The organism is Brevundimonas sp. (genome assembly GCF_018608325.1).
Taxonomy (GTDB): domain Bacteria; phylum Pseudomonadota; class Alphaproteobacteria; order Caulobacterales; family Caulobacteraceae; genus Brevundimonas.
Genome location: NZ_JABAZW010000019.1, coordinates 1 through 2,177, shown reverse-complemented (window position 1 = coordinate 2,177; position 2,177 = coordinate 1). Strand labels below are relative to the sequence as shown.

Here is a 2,177-nt window from a genome sequence, read left to right as displayed (position 1 = left end):
ACCTGTATTTATTAAACACAAAATTCCTATGCCTATTTCCAGCCTCAACCAGCACCCGCAATAGTTCAAGGAAAAATCCTGATCCTTTCAGCTACAGAACTCTCGCACCCTGCCCTAATCTCTTATCTCCGGCAGAGGAAAATTAATTTGTCTATAGCAAGCCTGTACTGCTGTCAGATACATTACAGCAATAACGGCAAAACCTACTTTGCCATTGGCTTTAAAAACGACAGCTTGGGCTATGAGCTTAGAAGCAAATACTTTAAAGGAAGCTGCTCACCTAAACAGATCACCTCGATCTGTAGCGGGCAGTCCACTGCAATGGTCTTTGAAGGATTCATGGACTTCCTCTCCTTCCTCAGTCTCCCCGCAGGGCTCAGCAGATTTCCTGCGGATTACTTTATCCTCAACTCCGTCTCGCTGGTAAAAAACGTGCTACAAGTTCTAAAGAGCTACCGGCGCATTATGACCTTTCTGGACAATGATGCTGCCGGCGAAAATTGCAGCCAGGAGCTACAGCAGCGCTTCAAAGAAAAAATGCTAAACCTCTCCTACCTCTTCTCCCCTTATAAAGACCTCAACGATTTTCTCTGTAGCCAAGCACCAAGTAAAGAAATCCCTCTTCAAATCCCGGAGCCCCCATGATCCCTCCGATAGCATTATTATAAATAAAAGCCCCCTTTATCAAAAGAAGGCAGGCACGATGACCTGTGAGCCCCGTCATCGGCCAGATGTACCATTGTCATACAACGGGATCTGGTTGCCCTTACTCCGGAGTCGAGGGCAGGGCTTTTTACCATAACGTAGATTTTTTCAAGTGAAGTTGACCAGTGATGAAAGAAGAAAAAAACAACCGCAACAAGCTGCTGCAGGTGAGGCTGACCGCAGCAGAACAGCAGGCAATCCTAAAGGAATTTGCCAAGACCAAAAGCCTTAAACTAAGCGACTATATCCGCAAGCTGGTGCTTGGCAAGCCCCATATCGGCAGCTTCAGAAATGAGTCCCTGGATGATTTCGTGACCGTCCTTGCAGGCCTGCGTATGGAACTCAAAGCGGCCGGAAACAACCTCAATCAGGCCGTAAAAAAATTGCATACCCTCAGCGCAGGAAAGCAGCTGGAGGCCTGGCTAGTCAGTTGGGAGCTGGACAAGCGGGCCTTCCAGAAAGCTGTCGCCTCCATACAATCCCACATGGATAAAATCTCTGACCAATGGTTTCAGTGATCCACCAGGGAGACAGCTTCAGAAGGGTGCTGAACTACAATGAAAACAAGGTTAAAGAAGGAGTAGCGGTCTGCCTGGAGGCCGGCTATTATACCAAAGAGGCAGCCAATCTTTCCTTTGCTCAAAAGCTAGACCGGCTCAAAAAGCAGGCCGCATTACGGCCCAATACCAAGGTAAATACGGTTCATATCTCCCTGAATTTTGACCCTTCAGAGCACCACAGCCCGGACAAACTACGCGAGATTGCTGCCGCATATCTGGATAAGATCGGCTTTGCCGAGCAGCCTTACCTGCTCTACCAGCACCACGATGCAGGGCATCCCCATGTGCATATCCTGACCACAAACATACGCCCTGATGGGGGCAGAATATCCCTGCATAACCTGGGTAAAAATCAGTCTGAGCAGGCCCGTAGGGAGATTGAAATTGACTTTAGTCTTATCAAGGCGGAAGATAGCGCAAGGCGTAAAGTCTATGATCTAAAACCGCTAAGCGCAACGGTTGAGTATGGCAAGACCCAGACCAAACGTGCCATAGCCGGCGTACTTGATCATGTGCTGAAGGAATATAAATTCAGTTCCCTTTCTGAGCTTAATGCCATCCTCCACCAGTACAATATCTCTGCTGAAAGAGGCAGCGAAGATTCCCGTGTCTATAAAAATCAAGGCCTTCTGTACCGGATCAGAACCCAGGATGGCAGCTTGAAAGGCGTACCCATTAAGGCCAGTGACTTCTTTACCAAGCCCACCATAAAGAAGCTGGAAACAGATTTCTTCGTGGGCAAAAAAGAGAAAGCCAGCCACAGCAGTCAGCTTAAATCGGCTATTGAACTCGTGCTTTTAAAGCGCTCCATAAACAGCCTTGAAAAATTCAAGGCCGCACTCCAGGCCACAGGAATACACCTTGCGACCAGTACCAATAAGCAGGGACTGATATATGGCCTCACCTATGTAG

General features: G+C 48.1%; 3 protein-coding genes. All 3 read left to right on the top strand.

The features are described from left to right. The first annotated feature begins 147 nt into the window (after positions 1 to 147). Positions 148 to 645 (top strand): toprim domain-containing protein, encoded by a 498-nt coding sequence (locus tag QZ281_RS02210; protein ID WP_292224201.1) that lies wholly within the window; start codon positions 148 to 150, stop codon positions 643 to 645. 188 nt (positions 646 to 833) lie between these two features. Continuing rightward, a complete protein-coding gene (locus QZ281_RS02205) occupies positions 834 to 1,223 on the top strand; it encodes a hypothetical protein (RefSeq protein ID WP_292224199.1) in 390 nt (129 codons plus the stop codon). Beyond that, positions 1,211 to 2,177, top strand: a 967-nt coding sequence (locus QZ281_RS02200; protein WP_292224197.1) for a relaxase/mobilization nuclease domain-containing protein, incomplete at its 3' end; no start/stop codon positions are given. The genes QZ281_RS02205 and QZ281_RS02200, both read left to right, overlap by 13 nt.